Origin of the sequence: Rhodobacter sp. 24-YEA-8, from assembly GCF_900105075.1 — a bacterium.
In the GTDB taxonomy this organism is placed as follows: Bacteria; Pseudomonadota; Alphaproteobacteria; order Rhodobacterales; family Rhodobacteraceae; genus Pseudogemmobacter.
The window spans coordinates 321,342-339,039 of the sequence record NZ_FNSK01000002.1 but is presented as its reverse complement, the minus strand read 5'-3'; the positions used below and the strand labels follow the sequence as shown (position 1 = coordinate 339,039).

15 protein-coding genes and 1 tRNA gene are annotated in these 17,698 nt (G+C 63.4%); 9 read left to right on the top strand and 7 right to left on the bottom strand.

Features of this window, described 5'->3' with window-relative positions; all coding sequences use genetic code 11:
* Positions 1-88 precede the first annotated feature (88 nt).
* Together BLW25_RS18110 and BLW25_RS18105 are read right to left on the bottom strand one after the other, a co-directional pair.
* Positions 89-178 (bottom strand) — tRNA-Ser (locus BLW25_RS18110).
* Positions 179-406: 228 nt separating this feature from the next.
* Positions 407-1,435 carry a tyrosine-type recombinase/integrase gene (locus BLW25_RS18105; protein ID WP_092902749.1) on the bottom strand — a complete coding sequence of 343 codons (1,029 nt, stop codon included), beginning with the start codon at positions 1,433-1,435 and terminating at the stop codon, positions 407-409.
* Positions 1,436-1,966: 531 nt separating this feature from the next.
* Between BLW25_RS18105 and BLW25_RS18100 the strand changes: the two genes are divergently transcribed.
* The 5 genes from BLW25_RS18100 to BLW25_RS18075 all read left to right on the top strand — a co-directional run bounded on the left by BLW25_RS18100 (position 1,967) and on the right by BLW25_RS18075 (position 7,545).
* Positions 1,967-2,854, top strand: coding sequence for a DUF1403 family protein (locus BLW25_RS18100; protein WP_216279414.1), 888 nt, complete (start codon positions 1,967-1,969; stop codon positions 2,852-2,854).
* A 1-nt stretch (position 2,855) separates the two neighbouring features.
* A complete protein-coding gene (locus BLW25_RS18095; RefSeq protein ID WP_253188579.1) occupies positions 2,856-3,491 on the top strand; it encodes an SMC-Scp complex subunit ScpB in 636 nt (211 codons plus the stop codon).
* Positions 3,492-4,002: 511 nt separating this feature from the next.
* Complete coding sequence (locus BLW25_RS18085) at positions 4,003-4,833, top strand: phosphogluconate dehydrogenase C-terminal domain-containing protein (protein WP_092902741.1); 831 nt, start codon at positions 4,003-4,005, stop codon at positions 4,831-4,833.
* 94 nt (positions 4,834-4,927) lie between these two features.
* Positions 4,928-6,187, top strand: coding sequence for a RuBisCO large subunit C-terminal-like domain-containing protein (locus BLW25_RS18080; RefSeq protein ID WP_092902739.1), 1,260 nt, complete (start codon positions 4,928-4,930; stop codon positions 6,185-6,187).
* Positions 6,187-7,545: a four-carbon acid sugar kinase family protein gene (locus BLW25_RS18075; protein WP_092903104.1), complete on the top strand. Its 1,359-nt coding sequence runs from the start codon at positions 6,187-6,189 to the stop codon at positions 7,543-7,545. The genes BLW25_RS18080 and BLW25_RS18075 overlap by 1 nt, the downstream gene beginning before the upstream one ends.
* A gap of 19 nt (positions 7,546-7,564) precedes the next feature.
* Here the strand turns inward: BLW25_RS18075 and BLW25_RS18070 are convergent, their stop codons facing one another.
* From BLW25_RS18070 to iolG, 5 genes are read right to left on the bottom strand one after another with little or no spacing between them, the layout of a single operon-like run.
* Positions 7,565-8,704, bottom strand: coding sequence for a Gfo/Idh/MocA family protein (locus BLW25_RS18070; protein ID WP_171909632.1), 1,140 nt, complete (start codon positions 8,702-8,704; stop codon positions 7,565-7,567).
* A complete protein-coding gene (locus BLW25_RS18065) occupies positions 8,694-9,668 on the bottom strand; it encodes a hydroxyacid dehydrogenase (protein WP_092902737.1) in 975 nt (324 codons plus the stop codon). Before BLW25_RS18065 ends, BLW25_RS18070 begins: the two co-directional genes overlap by 11 nt.
* Positions 9,668-10,477, bottom strand: a complete 810-nt coding sequence (locus BLW25_RS18060) for an HpcH/HpaI aldolase family protein (protein WP_092902735.1) — start codon at positions 10,475-10,477, stop codon at positions 9,668-9,670. Before BLW25_RS18060 ends, BLW25_RS18065 begins: the two co-directional genes overlap by 1 nt.
* A 27-nt stretch (positions 10,478-10,504) precedes the next feature.
* Positions 10,505-11,935: an NAD-dependent succinate-semialdehyde dehydrogenase gene (locus tag BLW25_RS18055; RefSeq protein WP_092902733.1), complete on the bottom strand. Its 1,431-nt coding sequence runs from the start codon at positions 11,933-11,935 to the stop codon at positions 10,505-10,507.
* Positions 11,936-11,940: 5 nt separating this feature from the next.
* Positions 11,941-12,948 (bottom strand): inositol 2-dehydrogenase, encoded by a 1,008-nt coding sequence (gene iolG, locus BLW25_RS18050; RefSeq protein WP_092902731.1) that lies wholly within the window; start codon positions 12,946-12,948, stop codon positions 11,941-11,943.
* A gap of 106 nt (positions 12,949-13,054) precedes the next feature.
* Between iolG and iolD the strand changes: the two genes are divergently transcribed.
* The 4 genes from iolD to BLW25_RS18030 are packed head-to-tail and all read left to right on the top strand — an operon-like array spanning position 13,055 to position 17,698.
* Positions 13,055-14,926 (top strand): 3D-(3,5/4)-trihydroxycyclohexane-1,2-dione acylhydrolase (decyclizing), encoded by a 1,872-nt coding sequence (iolD, locus tag BLW25_RS18045; RefSeq protein WP_092902729.1) that lies wholly within the window; start codon positions 13,055-13,057, stop codon positions 14,924-14,926.
* A gap of 4 nt (positions 14,927-14,930) precedes the next feature.
* Positions 14,931-15,824 (top strand): myo-inosose-2 dehydratase, encoded by an 894-nt coding sequence (gene iolE, locus BLW25_RS18040; RefSeq protein WP_092902727.1) that lies wholly within the window; start codon positions 14,931-14,933, stop codon positions 15,822-15,824.
* Positions 15,821-16,633 carry an SDR family oxidoreductase gene (locus BLW25_RS18035; protein WP_092902725.1) on the top strand — a complete coding sequence of 271 codons (813 nt, stop codon included), beginning with the start codon at positions 15,821-15,823 and terminating at the stop codon, positions 16,631-16,633. The genes iolE and BLW25_RS18035 overlap by 4 nt, the downstream gene beginning before the upstream one ends.
* 3 nt (positions 16,634-16,636) lie before the next feature.
* Entirely contained in the window at positions 16,637-17,698 is a 1,062-nt protein-coding gene (locus tag BLW25_RS18030) for a sugar phosphate isomerase/epimerase family protein (RefSeq protein WP_092902723.1), read from the top strand.

The following is a 17,698-nucleotide window of genomic DNA, read 5'->3' as shown; positions in this document are numbered from 1 at the left end:
ATTCAGAGCGAACTAGCGTTAAATCGCACGGAAGTCTCAATATTTCCTTTAATATCACGTGATTATAAGATCTATAAGCTTGGGATAATGGCGGACAGTGAGGGATTCGAACCCTCGAGACGGTTCCCCGCCTACACACTTTCCAGGCGTGCGCCTTCGACCACTCGGCCAACTGTCCATCTCGGGGTGTCTATACGCAGGAGCTCACTGGCTTCAAGCCCTGTTTGCATTCCTGCGGTCATCGGCAGGCATAAAATTCAACACGGGTGAGGAGAGTTTCCAGGCCCGGGTACAGGCAGGACTGCTCCAGGCCCTGATAAACTACGGCGCTTTCAGCTGGTGGTCTGAAACTGGCAGGCGGAAACGCCGGTTGGCGTCTTCGCCCCGGGGGGCGATTCTGCAGCTGTCACAGCCCTGCAGCCTGGGTCAGATTGACCCTGAACCTGTCGCGCCGGCGCTGGTAGCGGCGGGTCATTTCGGCGCTGGCATGGCCGAGCTGCTTTTGCACATGGCGTTCGTCGACCTCGGCAGAAGAGGCGAGGCCGGCGCGCAGGCTATGGCCGGAAAAGAGGGCGGGTCGCTCGGCCTCGGGCAGGTCCCCGCGCAATCCTGCAGCCTGGGCCGCGCGTTTGACAAGGCGGGCGATTTCCCGGTCATTCAGCCGGAGCGGCCCTGGTTCCTTGCCCTGGCCCGTGATGCGGCGGAAAAGCGGGCCCCGCGAAATCCGCGCAAGGCGGAGCCACAGTTCCAGCGCCTCGACCGGGCAGGTGAGGGGCGAGGAGCCGCGCCCTATCTCGACCTCGCGCCAGCCGGTCTTGCCGCGCAGCCTGAGGAGGAGGCCGCCAGGCAGTACCTCGATCCAGCCCCGCCCGTCGCTGGTCTGATCACGGCCCATATCGAGCCCGGTGATTTCAGACCGCCTGAGGCCACCGGCAAAACCGATCAGCAGCATGGCGCGGTCGCGCAGCCCGCGAAGCGTGGCCCGATTGCAGGTTTCCAGCATGGCGAGCAGATCCTCGGGCAGGATCGCTTCTTTCTGGCGCGGTGGTTCGGCATGGCTGTTGCGGATGCCGGCGAGAACGGTGGCGATATGGCGGTCGCGCCGGTCAAGCATCAGTCCGCGCTGCGTATAGGCCCAGACCAAGGCCGAAAGCCTCCGCTCGATGGTTGAAACCGCGTTTTTTCGGCCGCCGACAGATTTCGTGCCACTGGCGCAGGCAGTAATGTAAAGGCCGACCATCTGCGGATCGGGTGCGATCGGATCAAGGCCTTCGCGCCGGCACCAATCCGCAAAATGCTTCCAGTCCGCGGCGTAGGCTTTGCGGGTATTGGCAGAGCTCGCGGCCTCGGCATAGCCGCGCGCCCGCTCTGCCAGATCGCGGAGTGCGAGCGGCTGGTGGTCGCGCAAGGCGGGGGAGGGGGCCTCGTCCGTCACGTGGGGTCCTCAGGGCGCTGATGGGGTCCGTCTCGCCTGACAGCGGGCGGATTTCGGGCTGTTTGCCGGGCTCAGAATGGCTTTGTCCTATCTGGGGGCATTCGGGCCGGGAGTTCAAGGCCATTGGGCGGTGGCACAGGTTGTCAGGGGCGCCCCTCGCTGCTTTTGCCGCTGCGGATCTGACAAAATGCGCCTCCTCCGGCGCAGTTTGCAAAGATACCAGTGGTTGCAGGAGGCCGACAGGTATTTGCTTTCGTGGTGGGCATAGTGTCACCCTTGCGCGAAGGCGCGAAGAAACGGCTTTGGCAAAGGCGGTTTTTCAGTGGTGAGACGCACGCATCGGCAGAGGCATCGCCTGGCCGAGCTGCAGGGAGATTCAAAAATAAGCCTCTCCGGGGCAAAATGCGCGCAATTTCCATCCGGTGCTGCCATGCGACAGCTGCGGCGGTTAGTTTTCAGGGAACTGGCGGAAACCGCCGAGATATGCGAGGCTGTGGCATGTCACGTGCTCCGAAACCCTCCTTTATCCCTATGCCAGGCCCAGCTGCGCTGCCGCGCTGGATCCGGCAGGGCGTGGGCCGCGATGATATTGAAGCGGCAATGTTTTCTGCCGGCGCGGCGCTTGCCGCGCTGGATGTGGCGGCGCGCTCGGACGACCCGGTCGGAGGGCTGTGGCGCAAGCGGCTGGCCCTTGGGGCTGCGACTGCAGTTTCGGGGTTTGAGGGGCGGCGCGAGGGCGAGGCCCAGTTGCGCGATGCTTTCGTCCTGCGGCGTGCGGGCGATGATCCTGGCCCGGCGGGGCGGATGCTGCTGGGCTGGCGCGCCCTTGGCGAGGCGCGGGCCTTGCGGTCGGCAGAATGGCCGGCGCGCCTGCCAGGGTTTTTCGATCTGTCGCCTGCGCTGGTCGCGGGGCCACTGCAAGACGCCGGCACCCGGTTTATTGGCCGCACACCGCCCTTACGCTTTGCCGCGACTGCCGCGCGGGAGGTTCTGACGCTGGGGCCGGCCTGTCGCGGCCTTGCGCTCTGGCTGGCAGATGCGCTTCTTGCGCGGGCGCTTGGCTGGGAGCGTCCTGTGCCGCTGCTGGCGACCCAGCTGCCGCGTGCGGCGTTTCGGCTCGAGGGGGAGGCCTGGCTGGCCGCCTGTGCCGAAGCCTGGGCGAAAGCAGCAGTCGCGGCATATGATCTCTGGGCCGGGCTTTTGCAGCGCGGGAATGCATTGCGCTTGGCGCCTTTGCGGCGCCCGGGAAAGGATACCGGCCAGATCATCGCTGCGCTTTTGAGCGAGGATGCGCTGATCGCCCGGGCGGGGGCCGAGGCCAGCGACCGCGCGGCGCGGCGGCTGTTTGACAGGCTCATCTCGCTGGGCCTGGTGCGCGAGCTGACCGGGCGGTCTAGCTTCCGGCTGTATGGGCTCTGAGATGGCGGACGCGCAGGAGAGGCTGGATACCGAACTGGCGGCTTTGCCCCAGGCGCTGCGGTGGCGGGAATGGATGGCGCGGGTCGAGGCGGTGCTTTTTGCTGCATCCGGGCCGGTGACACGCGAGGTGCTTTTGCGGGTGGTCGGGCGGGACTGTCCGCTTGATCTTCTGATCGGGGATCTTGCGGCCGAACTGAGCGGCCGCCCCTATGAGATCGCCCGTATTGCCGGCGGCTGGCAGTTCCGCACGCGGTCGCAATACGCGGCGGCGATCCGGGTGGCATGTGGCGGGGAAGAGACCAGCCGCGACATGACCCGCAATGAGGCACTGGTCCTGACCATCATCGCCTATATGCAGCCGGTGACACGCGGCGGGATCGCGCGCCTGACCGGGCGCGAGGTCAGCCGCGATCTGATCGCCCGGCTGCATCGCCAGGCTTTGATCGCGCGAGGACCGCGCAGCCCGGAACCCGGCGCACCTTATACCTATGTCACGACGCCGGGCTTTCTGGCGCAATTCGGGCTGGAGACGCTGCGCGATCTGCCCGATCTTGTGGCCCTGGAGGATGCGGGGCTGCTAAAACCGCGCAACGATGTGGCGCTGGATCTGCCGGTCGCCGGTGAAGAGACGGACTGAGTCGCCCGCCGCTCTCGCACTGGACCAAAGCCATGCAGCGCATCGCCGATTGCCCGGGCCGGGCCGCTCCACGCCCTTTAGCATCCGTAAACTCAAGGGTGATCTGTTGCGCAGAGTCCGTCGATTGCACCCGATTCTTTGCTGTAATTCCCAGCAATGATCCGCGGCTTACCGCTCCACTGCAGTGCGGGAATTCGGGGGCCCCTTTCTGAATGCCTTTGGCTGCAAGGTCGCGATGGAGTTTCTGGACCGCTACGACATCCGCTATATCCGGGACCGGGGCGGGCGGGCCGCGATGACGACCGAGGAGGTGGTGGCGCGGCACCGGGGGCAGGCGCGCCGGATCGAATGCCATTGTGAGGGCCTGCAGCCGGTTGTTTCCCCGGCTGAGGGAGCCCGTCAGGATCTGGTTCACAATTTCTTACATCGCGTCATGCGTTGCGCATGGCCTCTTGCACTTTTGCGCTGACTGGCGCACTCATCATACCAGTTGAGCATGGGGAGAGTGAAGATGACCAGATTGGCCCTTTTCGGCGCCGGTGGAAAAATGGGGATGCGCCTGACGCGCAATCTGCTGACCAGCGATTTCGATGTGACCTATGTCGAGGTCTCGGAAGCCGGTCGCCAGCGCGCGAAAGACGCGCATGGTGTCGAATGCGTCGGCCCGGACGAGGCGGTCAGAAACGCCGAAGTCGTGGTGCTTGCAGTGCCTGATACAGCCATTGGCGCGGTCACACGCGATATCGTGCCGAAGCTGAGCCCCGGCACGATGGTGGTTTGCCTGGACGCTGCTGCACCCTTTGCCGATCACCTGCCCGAGCGCGCCGATATCACCTATTTCGTGACCCATCCCTGCCACCCGCCGATCTTCAATGACGAAGCCACTCCGGAAGGCCGCAGGGACCATTTCGGCGGCATCGCGGCGCAGCAGGGCGTGGTGAATGCGCTGATGCAGGGGCCGGAAGAGCATTATGCGCTCGGCGAGAAAGTCGCGAAAACCATCTACGCGCCGGTAGCCCGCAGCCATCGCGTCACGGTCGAGCAGATGGCCTATCTCGAGCCGGGCCTGTCGGAAACCGTCTGCGCCTCGCTGCTCGTTGTGATGCGCGAAGCGATGGATGAGGTCATCAAGACCGGCGTCACCTATGACTGCGCCCGCGACTTCCTGCTTGGCCATATGAACATTCTCGGCGCGGTGATCTTTGACGAGGTCAAAGGCGGCCAGTTCTCGGATGCCTGCAACAAGGCGATCGAATTCGGCAAGCCGGTGCTGATGCGCGACGACTGGAAGCGTGTTTTTGATTTCGAAGAGATCAAGGCCTCGATCATCCGCATCACCTGAAAAGGTGAAAGACCACCCGCCGCGCCGCGCCTCTCCTCCCCCTCCCCCCGGCGCGGCGGGTGGACCTCGTGACCGGGGAGGGGCGAGGTAGACCATGGCCCAGGACCAGATCCGCTTTCACTATCTGATCGAGACGCCGGATGACCCCGGGCGGATGGCGGTGAAGATCGCGACCGATCAGTCGACCGGAACGTTTACCGATCTGCCGGGAGAGACCGCGGATGTGAAGGCGCGCTGCGCCGCACGGGTGGTTTCGGTGACGGAACTGGAACCGGCAGCGGTGCCGGCCTGGCCGACAGATGCGCCCGGGCCGTTCCGCCGTGCCGGGGTGGTGATCGACTTTCCGCTGGAAAGCATCGGCACGGATTTTGCGTCGCTGCAAACCATTGGCATAAATGCGTTTTATGCGACACGTGGTCTGACGGGGGCGCGGCTTCTGGATATCGAATTGCCCAGTGCCTATGCGTCGCATCCCGGCCCGCAATTCGGGGTCGAAGGATCTTACCGGCTCTGTGGTCTCGATTATCCGGCCAAGGCGCCGATCATTGCCTCGATCATCAAGCCATCTTTGGGCCTCTTGCCCGAAGAGGTTGCAGGCATCGTGCGCGAGCTCTGCGAGGCGGGGGTCGATTTCATCAAGGATGATGAAAAGCTGACCTCGCCGGCCTATTCGCCCTTTGACGACCGGGTGGCCGCGATCATGCGGGTGATTGACGATCACGCGCAGAAGACCGGCAAAAAGGTGGTCTATGCCTTTGGTCTGTCTTCGGCTGATCCGGAAGAGATGCTGCGCCGCCATGATGTGGTGGTGAAACATGGCGGCCAGGCGGCGGTCGTTAATATCAACTCCATCGGCTATGGCGGCATGACCTTTCTGCGCCGCCGTTCGGCATTGGCGCTGCATGCGCATCGGAATGGCTGGGACCTGATGACCCGGCATCCGGCCATCGGCATGGCCTTCCGCCCCTATCAGAAAATCTGGCGACTGCTGGGCGTTGACCAGTTCCAGATCAACGGCATCGCCGCGAAATACTGGGAGCCGGATGAGAGCTTCCTGCAATCATTTGCAGATATGGCAGAGCCGATTTTTTCACCTTCGGACCGCGCGCTGCCGGTTTGCGGATCCGGGCAATGGGGCGGTCAGGCGGTGGCCACATATCAGGGCACCGGCGGCGCGCTGGATCTGATGTATCTCGGCGGCGGCGGTATTCATGGCCATCCGATGGGGGCGGCGGGCGGCGTACGTGCGATCCGCCAGGCCTGGGAGGCGGCGTCTTCGGGCATCGCGCTTGCGACCCATGCACAGAACCATCCGGAACTTGCGGCTTCGCTCGTGAAATTCGGGAAGAAATGATGACAGCTGATTATGCGCTCGATTTCGCCTGGTATGGCGACGATTTCACCGGCGCTGCGGCGACGATGGAGGCGCTGGCCTTTGGCGGCTTGCCGGCGGTGCTGTTTCTGGAAATGCCGACGGCAGAACAGCTCGCGCGCTTTCCCGGGCTGCGGGGGGTAGGGATAGCCTCTACCTCGCGCACACAAAGCCCTGACTGGATGCGGGCGAACCTGCCCATGGCCTTTCAGGCGCTGGCGGATCTTGGCGCGCGGGTGATCCATTACAAGGTCTGCTCCACCCTCGATTCCGCGCCGCATATCGGCAATATCGGATGCGCGCTTGAGATCGGGCTGGAGCTTTTTGACAATGCTTTCGTGCCGGTGGTGATCGCTGCGCCGCAGATGCGGCGCTATCAGGCGTTTGGCCATCTCTTTGCCGGGGTGGGCGCCGGGATACACCGTCTCGACCGGCATCCGGTGATGGCGCGCCACCCGGTCACCCCGATGGATGAGGCCGATGTCGCGCTGCATCTGTCGCGCCAGACCGATGTGGCGATTGGCTGCCTGACACTGGAAGATTACGCAAGCGGCGCGGATGCGGCGCTGGCCGGGCTTATGGCCAAAGGCGTCAGGGCGGTGACTTTAGATGAACTGGATGCGGGATCCGAGGCCGAGGCCGGGCGGCTGATCTGGGCGGCATCGGAAGGGAAACCCCTGTTCGCAATCGGCTCGCAAGGCGTGGAATATGCGGTGATCCGGCATCTGGTTGCCTCGGGGCAGCATGTTTTACCGCCGATGCCGACAAGCCGGGGCAGGGTTTTGACGCCGGTGATGGTGGTCTCCGGTTCGGTTTCGCCGATTACAGCGGCTCAGATCCAATGGGCGCGGGCGAATGGTTTCACCACTTTCGTGCTGGATGCGGCGGCTTTGTGCCGGGGTGAGGATGTCGTGACACCTCTGCGCGCTGCGGCGCTGGCCGCATTGCAGGCTGGCCAAGACGTGCTGGTCCACACGGCGGAAGGACCGGAAGATCCTTGCGTCGCTGCTCTGGCTCAGGCCCTGAAGGAAACCGGCACCGATCCGGCGGTGTTCAACCAGCGGATCGGCGAGACGCTGGGTGCACTGCTCGCGGGTCTTACGCGGGAGGCCGGGCTGAAGCGGATGGTGATCTCGGGCGGCGATACATCCGGCCACGCCATGCGGCAGATGGGGATTTTCGCGCTGGAGGCCCTGGCGCCGACCATTCCGGGCGCCTCGTTGTCGCGTGCCTATGCGGCCGGCGATTTCGACGGGCTGGAGATTGCGCTGAAAGGCGGTCAGATGGGCAGCGAGGATTACTTCGGCTGGATCCGCGACGGCGGAGGCGCGCGCCCGTAATCACGAGCGCGGCAGATGTTCAGCCCGGCACTTTCAGCCATTCACGCGCCGCAGAAGAGCGCTGGATGGTCTCGACCAGGGTCTGGATCCTGAGCCCCGCGCGGAAGTTGAAGGGCTCGGGCGTCTGGCCCGCGATGGCGCGTATATAGCCTTCCACCTCGATGGCTTTCAGATCGTTGAACCCGAGCTGATGGCCCGGCGCCACGCAGAAACGACCGTAAGGTGCGTGATCGGGGGCGGCCTCGATCCGACGAAAACCACGGCGGCCGGGGGCGTCTTCGGTCGAATAAAAATGCAGCTCGCTGAAGCGTTCCTGGCTGAAGGACAGCGCGCCTCTGGTGCCGTAAACCTCGAAATCATGCTGCATCTTGCGGCCCGTGGCGATCCAGTTGCCCTCGACCGAACCCTGCGCGCCATTGGCGAAACGCAGGAAGGCGCGGCCGACATCATCGACCTCGACACGGCGTGTGCCGCCTTTGCCATCGGGGCGGGACGGGATCAGCGTCATGCAGTCACCCATGACATCGGTGATCGGTCCAAGCAGGAATTCTGCCGTTGCCAGGGCATGGCTGCCGATATCGGCAAGCGCGCCGCCGCCCGCCGGATCATGGCGGAAGGTCCAGGGGCCGTTCGGGTCGGCCATGTAATCCTCGGCATGAAGACCGCGATAGCCCCGGATCTCGCCCAGCTCGCCGCCCGCGATCATGTCGCGCGCCAGCCGCAGCATCGGGTTGCAAAGATAGTTGAAACCGACCTGTGTTTTCACCCCGGCCAGTTCTGCCGCGAGGGTCATCTCAAGCGCGTCGGTGGCAAGCGGCGCCAGCGGTTTCTCGCAATAGACGTGTTTTCCGGCCGCAATCGCCGCCAGTGACATTTCCTTATGGAGCGCGTTCGGCGCGGTGATCGAGATCAGGTCGATCTCCGGATTGCTGATCAGATCGCGCCAGTCGGTGGTCCAATGCGCGAAGCCCAGTTCCCGCGCGGCGCGGGTGGCGGTCTCAACCGTCACATCGGCGACAGTGTGCAGTTCGAGATCATAAGGCAGTTCGAAAACTTTCGGAGCCGAAGTGAAGCCGAAGACATGGGCCTTACCCATGAAGCCGGTGCCGATCAGGCCGATCCGGAGTTTGGGTTTATGCGTGATCTGATCAGCTGGCATTGGCGACATCCCGGTTGACGATGAGCTGCGGGTCGATGCTGCCCGCAAGGAAATTGACCGCATTCTCGATGGAGGAAACCGCCATCCGCGCCGCACATTCGGCGGTAAGGCCGGCAATATGCGGCGACAGCACAGCATTCGGCAGATCAAAGAGCGGAATATGCCGGCCGGGCGGTTCCTCGGCAAAAACATCCAGCCCCGCCGCACCAACCTGGCCCGAGATCAGCGCTGCTGTCAGCGCATCTTCATCGACCACGCCGCCGCGCGCCGTATTGGCGAGGACAACACCAGGCTTCATCAGCGCGATCTCTGCGGCGCCGATGGTCGGGTGCTCGGCTTTCGGCACATGGACCGAGATGCAATCGGCCCAGGCCAGCGCTTCGGTGAGGTCGGTGACCTCACCCACCTGGCCCTTTGGCCAGCCGCTGCGCGAGAGCCAGGGATCATAGGCGCGGATCTTCATATCGAACCCTGCTGCCATCTTTGCCAGCCGCTGACCGGTGCGGCCATAGCCGATGATCAGCAGGTTCTTGTCGGAAATCTCATGTGCTTCCAGCCGGTTGCGCCAGTTCCATTCTGACGGCTCGCGCACGGCACGGTCCGCGAGCAGCACGCGTTTCGCGCCCGCCAGCAACTGCATCATCGCATGTTCCGCAACCGAGACCGAATTGACATCGCCGACAATTGTCAGTGCGATCCCGCGCGCATTCAGTGCCGCAAGATCCACGGAATCGTAACCAACCCCATGGCGCGAGACCACTTTCAGCCGCCCGGCCTTTGCGATGGTTGCCGCCGTAAGCGGCTGGGTGCGGATCACCAGCGCATCCGCCTTATGGATCAGCGCGGCGCAGGAGGGTTCGGATACCTCTTCGACATAGTCGATGGTGAAACCCTTCGTCTTCAGCACGTCGAGCAGCGCGGTGCCTGAAGGATGCAGCTTGCCGGCGATCAGGAGATGCGGCATCAATAGCCCCCTTTCGCGGCAATGGGTGCAGGGGCGGCACCGGTCAGATCGCGCCATCTCGTGACAGAGGCCGAGGCCGCCGCCGCCAGCAGCCGCGAGTCGCCGCCAACGGTGGTCAGATCAAAGCCCCAGCCAATCGCGCGGGCGGCGTAATCGGCGGTGCCGCAATGCAGGCAGGCACGGATATTGTTTGCCTTGCAGACCGCGAGGATGTGCCGGATCAGTGCAATCAGCTCCGGCTCTTCGCGATCAAACCCGATGGGATGCTTTGTGCCGGTGGTGCCAAGCGTCAGATCGGCGGGGCCGATATAGATGCCGTCAAGGCCGGGCGTGGCGGCGATGGATTCTATATTGTCGACACCGCCCTGGGTCTCGATCATCGCGAGCGCCAGCACCTGGTCATTCGCGGCCGAACCATAGCCCCCATAGGCCACCGCCGCGCGGGTCGGGCCATAGCTGCGCTGCCCCTGCGGGGGGTAGCGGGTGTAGCTGACGAATTCGGCGGCCTCGGCGGCGGAATTCACCATCGGGCAGATGATGCCCTGGGCACCGGCATCCAGCGCTTTCATGATCGCCCCCGGCTCGCGCCAGGGCACACGCACCATCGGCGTCACCCCCGAGGCGCGCATCGCCTGGAGCATTGGCAGCACCGCCGTGTAATCCAGCGCGCCATGCTGGGCGTCGATGGTGATGCTGTCATAGCCCTGCGCCGCCATGATCTCGGCGGTGAAGGGGTTTCCGATGGAAAGCCAGCCATTGATGGCGGCGCGCCCCTCGGACCACTGTTGTTTCAGCCGGTTGGTGAACATGCCGGTTCCTTTATGAGCGCGATCTGGTCAGAACAGGATTTGGGCGAGTTTGGTGTCGAGATAGTCCCGGATCCCTTCGGACCCGCCTTCGCGGCCCATGCCGGACTGGTTGGTGCCGCCGAAAGGCGCTTCGGAGGCCGCAAGGGCAAAGCTGTTGATCCCGACCATGCCGGATTTCAGCGCAGCCGTGACACGCCGGGCGCGATCAGCCGAGCGGGTGAAGGCATAGGCCGAAAGCCCCATATCAGAGGCATTGGCCCGGGAGATGACCTCTTCCTCGGTCGAGAAGCGCGAGATCGCGGCTATGGGGCCAAAGTTTTCTTCAGCAAAGACCCGCATATCGTCGGTGACCTCGGTGAGGACGGTCGGCTCGTAGAAATGGCCTTTGTTCAGATGCGCGGGGCGGCGGCCGCCATGTTTCAGGGTCGCCCCTGCCTTGAGCGCATCGGCAACGATGGCTTCGATCTCGGTGAGACGCCCGGCATTGATCAGCGGGCCCATGCCGGTTTCGGGGTCAAGCCCGTCACCCACTCTGATCTTTGCCGCGCGCGCGGTGAAGCCCTCGACAAAGGCATCATGCAGGCTTTCATGCACGAAGAAACGGTCGGCAGTCACACAGACCTGACCCGCATTGGCGTATTTCGTCGCGACGGAAAGATCGAGCGCGGCCTCGAGATCGGCATCATCAAAGATGATCAGCGGCGCATTGCCGCCGAGCTCCATCGAGACCTTTTTCACCGTCTGCGCCGCGTCGCGGATCATCTGCTGGCCGACGCGGGTTGACCCGGTAAGCGAGACCTTGCGCACCCGTTTATCCGCCATGATCGGCGCATAGGTGTCGGCGGTGGACCCCACCACCAGACCCACGGCCCCATCCGGCAGACCAGCCGCGCGCAGGCAGTCGACCATCACCATGGCAACGCCCGGCGTCTGCGAAGACGGGCGCAGCACCACCGGGCACCCGGCGGCAAGCGCCGGTGCAAGTTTGCGTGCGGGCAAAGCTGCGGGAAAGTTCCAGGCGGTGAAAGCGCCCACGATGCCGACCGGTTCATGGCTGATTTCGAACCGTCCGCCTGGCACCCGGCTGTCGACGATCCGGCCATAGATCCGCCGCGCCTCTTCGGCATACCAGCGGAACTGATCACAGGCGAGCACCCATTCCCGGCCTGCCTGGGCGATGGGCTTTCCGGTCTCGAGCGAGATCATCCGCGCGCCTTCCTCCGTGCGGCGGATCATCTCATCGGCGGCCCGGTGCAGTGCGTCGGCGCGGCCAAAACCGCCCATGGCGCGCAAGAGGTCTTGCGCGGCGGCGGCTTTATCCAGCGCCGCACGGGTCTGCGCGACCGAGGCGAAGGCAACAGCCCCGAGGGAGGCGCCGGTGACCGGAGAGTACACCTCTCCCGTTGTGGCGCCGGGGATCCAGGCGCCACCTGTGAACAGGCCGAAATTGTCGTACATGGGGCTTAACCGATGTCTTTCGTGAGGATGGTGCGGCCTTCGGCCACCGACCTGATCGCAGCCTCGGCGAGGATCAGCGCCTGGCGACCGTCTTCAAAGGTCATTGGTGGCGTGGTGCCGTTTTCGACCGCATCGACAAAGGCGCCGATCTCGGCGGCAAAAGCATCGTCATAACGCTCGATGAAGAAGTTCAGGAGCGGCGGCGCTTGTTCAGTGAACTCGGCCCCGAAGAGCCGCACTTTGGTCATGGCGTGGTTTTCCGAGATCGCCATGCCTTTTGACCCGAAGGCCTCGACCCGCTGGTCATAGCCATAGACCGCGCGGCGTGAATTGTTGATGATCGCCTGCTTGCCGGACGCGGTTTTCAGGACCACGGTAACGGTGTCGTAATCGCCGAGTTTTTCCATCAGGCCGGGCTTCACCAGCCGCGAGCCGGTGGCGGAAACCTCGGTCACATCCTCGCCCAGCATGAAACGCGCCATGTCGAAATCATGGATGGTCATGTCGCGGAAGATACCGCCCGAAACCTCCATATAGGCATCGGGGGCCATGTCGGGGTCGCGCGAGGTGATGATGACCTGGTGCAGATCACCGATCTGGCCCGAGGCAATCGCCGCCTGCACGCCCGCATGGCCTTTATCCATCCGGCGCACGAAGCCGAGCATGATCGGAACGCTTGTGCCTTTGATCTTTGCAGCGCAGGCATTGACGCGGGCAAGCGACAGATCAATCGGCTTTTCGCACAAAGCGGGTTTGCCGGCAGCGACCGCGGCCTCGATCAGATCGGCATGGGTGGCGGTCGAGGAGGCAATAAGAATTGCATCGACATCTTTCGAGGCGATCAGCGCTTCGGCGCTGTCGAACCGGGTCACGCCCAGTTTTTCGGCCATTTCGGCGGCAGATGGGGTATGAATATCATAGACACCGGCGAGCGCCGCACGCGGGTGTGCTGCGATGTTTTCGGCATGCATGCGGCCAATGCGGCCCGTGCCGATTACTGCAATCCTGAGCATTGAGTCTCCTCCCCAACTTTGTTGCAATAATCATTGCTATGACGTTGCATTGTCAATATGCATTCCGTAAGCATTGAGAAAAGATACATCCGCAGGAGGAGGCGAGATGACCGGATCTACTGTGCGCCTGACTATGGCGCAGGCCCTTGTTCGTTACCTTTGCAACCAGTTCACCGAGATTGACGGGCAACGTGTTCCGCTTTTCGCAGGTGTTTTCGGCATCTTCGGCCATGGCAATGTGACCTGCCTCTCCGAGGCGCTTGAGGTGGTGCAGGATCAGCTTCCGACCTGGCGCGGCCAGAATGAGCAGTCGATGGCGCTCGCCGCGATTGGATTCGCGAAAGCGAAACAGCGCCGTCAGCTGATGGTTGCGGCGACCTCGATCGGCCCGGGTGCGGCCAATATGATCACGGCGGCGGGTGTGGCTATGGCGAACCGGCTGCCGGTTCTTCTGATCGCGGGGGATACATTCGCGAACCGCGTCCCTGACCCGGTGCTGCAGCAGGTGGAGCATTACAACAACCCCTCGATCACCGTGAATGACGCGTTCAAGCCGGTGGTGCGCTACTGGGACCGCATTGTTTTGCCCGAACAGATCATCCAGTCGCTGCCCCAGGCCGTGGCCGTGATGCTGGACCCTGCCGATTGCGGCCCGGCTTTCATCGGTCTGGCCCAGGACACCCAGGAAGTGGCCTATGATTACCCGGAAGTCTTCTTTGAACCCAAAGTCTGGAAGATCCCGCGTCCGCGCCCCGACCGCGATTCGGTGGCGCAGGCTGCCGAAGTGCTGAAAGGCGCGAAACTGCCGCTGATCATCTCGGGCGGTGGCGTGCGCTATAGCCGTGCCGAACAGGCGCTGGCCGATTTCGCCGCCAAACGCGGTATCCCGGTTGTGGAAACCGTGGCCGGCAAGGGCGCCTTCACCCATGACCATCCGGTGCATATTGGCCCCGTGGGCATCCTCGGCTCGACCTCGGCGAATGAGCTGGCGCGCGAGGCGGATGTGATCCTTGCCATCGGCACCCGGCTGCAGGATTTCACCACCGGCTCCTGGACGGTATTCTCGAAATCAGCGCAGTTCATCTCGCTGAACGCGGCGCGGTTCGATGCGATCAAGCACCGGGCGCTCTCGGTCGTGGGCGATGCGAAGGAAGGTATTCTGGAGCTCGACGCGGCACTTGGCAGCTGGAAGGCTGACGCGGGTCTGTTGCCGCGCGGCAAGAAGCTCTTTGCGGAATGGAACAGGCTCCTCGACAGCCTGCAGGCTCCCACCGATGCGGCGGTACCCTCCTATCAGCAGGTCGTCAACGTGGTGAATCAGGCGGCGCGTCCGGGTGATACGCTCGTCACCGCCGCCGGCGGTCTGCCGGGCGAGGTCGTCAAGGGTTGGCGCGTCAAAGACCCGCATACTTTTGATTGCGAATTCGGCTTCTCCTGCATGGGATATGAGATCCCGGCGGGCTGGGGTGCCGCGATGGCGCAAGAAGGCCCGGGTGGCACCGGCGGCACGCCCATCGTGATGCTGGGTGACGGCACCTATATGATGGGGAACTCCGATATCTATTCGGCGGCGCTGACCGGCCATAAGATGATCGTGATCGTCTGCGACAATGGCGGCTATGCCGTGATCAACCGGCTGCAACAGGCCAAGGGCGTTCCGGGTTTCAATAACCTGTTGAAAGACTGCCGCATCCGCGACCGCAACAACCCGCTGCATGTTGATTTCGTGGCCCATGCCAAATCGATGGGTGCGGCGGCGAAACATGTCGAAAGCCTGGCCGACCTGCCGGCGGCTCTGGAATGGGCCTATGATCAGGACGGCGTGACGGTGCTGTCGATTGTCACCGATGCCTGGACCTGGACGCCGGGTGATGCCGACTGGGATGTCGGCGTGCCCGAGGTCTCAACCTTTGAATCGGTCCGCACCGCCCGTGCGAACCAGGAAAAAATTCGCAAACAGCAGCGTATCGGGGTCTGATACCATGAAAGCGAAACTTGGAATTGCCCCGATTGCCTGGTGGAATGACGACCTCGCGGAACTGTCGGATGATGTGAGCCTTGAGGAATGTCTGCGCCAGACCTCGGTCGCGGGCTTTACCGGCATGGAGACCGGCCGCCGCTTCCCGATGGATATGGCAGAGCTTGGGCCTATCCTGGACCGTTTTGGCATCTCGGTCTGTGGCGGCTGGTTCTCGGGCCTGCTGGTCGATGGTGATATCGAGGTCGAGAAGGACCGCATCGCGGAACAGATGGCCTTTTTCATCGCCGCCAAAGCGCCCTGCATTGTCTATGGCGAGACCGCGCGCTCGATCCAGGGTGTGCGCTCGGCGCCGCTTGCGACAAAGGCGAAGCTGACTGAAACCGAGATGGCGGCTTACGGTCGCAAGATCAGCGACTTCGCCGACTGGTGCGCGAAACAGGGGATGCCGATCTCCTATCACCACCATATGGCGGCGGTGGTCGAGACCGAGCCGGAGATTGATCTCTTCCTGAAGCATTCTTCTGTGCCGCTTTTGTTTGATGCCGGACACCTCGCCTTCGCGGGCGGCGATCTGATGCGGGTGATCGACAACCACCATGCGCGCTTCACCCATGTCCACACCAAGGACATCCGGAAATCGGTGATTGACGGCCTGGACCGTACGAAAGAGAGCTTCCTTGATGCGGTGATCAAGGGTGCCTTTACCGTGCCGGGCGATGGCTCGCTGGACTTTGAGGCGATTGTGAAAGCGCTGGCCCGGAAGGGCTATGAAGGCTGGTTCGTGGTCGAGGCAGAGCAGGATCCGAAAATCTCGCCGCCGCTGGAAATGGCAGTGAAGGGCCATAAAGAGCTGATGCGCGTCATGGCCGCCGCCGGCTATGAGGTGGCGAAATGAACCGGATCGACGGGAAAGTCGCGATTGTCACCGGCGGCACCCAGGGCCTTGGCGCGGCGATTGCCCGGCTCTTTGCCGAGGCCGGTGCAGCGGGGATCGTCATCGTCGGGCGCGGCGAAGAAAAAGGCCGCGCAGTTGCGAAGTCGATTTTTGAGGCGACCGGTGTGCCGGTGGAGCTGGTGCTCGCCGACCTCGGCAATATCGAGGATGTGGCGAAGATTGTCCCTGCGGCTGACAAGCGTTTCGGCCGGGTCGACATCCTCGTCAATGCGGCGGGTCTGACGGATCGCGGCAATATGCTCAACACCTCGCCGGAGCTCTTTGACCGCATGATCGCGGTCAATACCCGCGCGCCGTTTTTCCTGATCCAGGACGCGGCAAAGGTGATGATCCGCGAGGGGATCGAGGGCCGTGTGGTCAATATCGGTTCGATGTCGGGCCTTGCAGGACAGCCCTTCCTCGCGCCCTATTCGACTTCGAAGGGTGCGCTTTCGACCCTGACCCGCCATGCCGGTTTCGCGCTGATGCGGCACAAGATCCATATCAACCAGCTCGATATCGGCTGGATGAATTCGGACCATGAACGGGCGCTGGTGCTGTCAGAAACCGGTGATCCGGATTTCATCGACCGGGCGGCGGCCGCGAAACCCTTTGGCCGGATCCTCGACCCGAAAGAGGTGGCGCGCGCGGTTTTGTGGATGGCCTCGGACGATGGCGGCATGATGACAGGCGCGGTGATCCCCTTCGACCAGTCGGTCTATGGCGGCTATGACGACGCACCCGTACCTGCGGTCGCGCTGGAGGGTTGAGCGATGCGCACGATCAAAGGACCAGGGGTCTTTCTTGCGCAGTTTGCTGCGGATGCGGCGCCCTATAACTCGCTGCCGGGCCTCGCGGCCTGGGCGGCGGAGAAGGGTTTCAAGGGCGTGCAGATCCCAACCTGGGAGACGCGGCTGATCGATATGGAAAAGGCCGCGACCTCAGACGCTTACTGTGATGAGATCAGAGGCCTTCTGGCGGATCACGGGCTGGAAATCACCGAGTTTGCCTCGCATATCACCGGGCAGCTGGTGGCGGCGCATCCCTGTCATGACGGGGTGCTGGATGCCTTTGCGCCCGCACATGTGCGCGGCAACCCGGCGCGGCGGCGCGCCTGGGCGGAAGAACAGCTTCGCTTCGCGGCGCGGGCCTCGCAGCGGTTCGGGATCGACCGGCATGTGACATTCTCCGGCGCTCTGCTCTGGCCCTACCTCTACCCCTATCCGCAATGGCCCGAGGGGCTGGTGGAAGAGGGTTTTGACGAACTTGCCCGCCGCTGGACGCCGATCCTGAATGATTTCGACGCCCATGGCGTGGATGTCTGCTATGAAATCCACCCGATGGAAGACCTGCATGACGGTCATTCCTGGGAATATTTTCTTGGCAAGGTGAAGGGCCACCCCCGCGCCAATCTGATGTATGACCCGAGCCATCTGGTGCTGCAGGGCATGGATTATCTCGCGTTCATTGACCATTACCATGAGCGTATCCGCACCTTCCATGTGAAGGATGCCGAGTTCCGCCCGGATGGCAAATCCGGCGCTTACGGCGGCTATATGCCCTGGGCGAAACGCGCGGGCCGCTTCCGCAGCCCCGGCGATGGTCAGGTCGATTTTGGGGCCATCTTCACGAAGCTGTCCACTTACGGCTTTGACGGCTGGGCGGTTCTGGAATGGGAATGTTTCATCAAAAACCCCGAAGACGGCGCGCGCGAGGGGGCTCAGTTCATCAAAGACCATATCATCCGCGTCTCGGACCGGGCCTTTGATGATTTCGTGAAATCCGGCGCAGACCGGGCAGCCAACCGGGCGATGCTCGGGCTGGGGGAAGCATGA